Origin of the sequence: Ligilactobacillus sp. UO.C109 (assembly GCF_026847815.1) — a bacterium.
Classification (GTDB): domain Bacteria; phylum Bacillota; class Bacilli; order Lactobacillales; family Lactobacillaceae; genus Ligilactobacillus; species Ligilactobacillus salivarius.
Genome location: NZ_JAPSFH010000010.1, coordinates 1 through 794, shown reverse-complemented (window position 1 = coordinate 794; position 794 = coordinate 1). Strand labels below are relative to the sequence as shown.

The following is a 794-nucleotide window of genomic DNA, read 5'->3' as shown; positions in this document are numbered from 1 at the left end:
AAGGATTCGCTCAATGAACTTGATGTGCTTAGACTTTCACTTAGTGAGGAGCTTGTACTCAAGGATTCACTCAAGCTGCTTGATGTGCTCAAGCTTTCACTCAAGGATGAGCTTGTGCTCAAGGATTCGCTCAACGAACTTGATGTGCTTAGGCTTTCGCTTAAGGATGAACTTGTACTCAAGGATTCACTTAAGGAACTTGATGTACTTAGACTTTCACTCAAGGATGAACTTGTACTCAAGGATTCTCTCAACGAACTTGATGTGCTTAGGCTTTCGCTTAAGGATGAGCTTATACTCAAGGATTCACTTAAGGAACTTGATGTACTTAAGCTTTCACTCAAGGATGAACTTGTACTCAAGGATTCGCTCAAGCTGCTTGATGTGCTTAAGCTTTCACTCAAGGATGAACTTGTACTCAAGGATTCGCTCAACGAACTTGATGTGCTTAGGCTTTCGCTTAAGGATGAACTTGTACTCAAGGATTCACTCAAGGAACTTGATGTACTTAGACTTTCACTTAGTGAGGAGCTTGTACTCAAGGATTCGCTCAACGAACTTGATGTACTTAAGCTTTCACTTAAGGATGAGCTTGTACTCAAGGATTCACTCAAGCTGCTTGATGTGCTTAAGCTTTCACTTAAGGATGAACTTGTGCTCAAGGATTCGCTCAAGCTGCTTGATGTACTTAAGCTTTCGCTTAAGGATGAGCTTGTACTCAAAGATTCACTCAAGGAACTTGATGTACTTAAGCTTTCACTCAAGGATGAACTTGTACTCAAGGATTCACTCAA

The 794-nt window shown here is 41.1% G+C and carries 1 protein-coding gene; it reads left to right on the top strand.

Going from position 1 to position 794, the window contains the following annotated elements; genetic code table 11:
* Positions 1-794: hypothetical protein (locus OZJ21_RS03440; RefSeq protein WP_268857440.1), on the top strand; the 794-nt coding region annotated here is incomplete at both ends.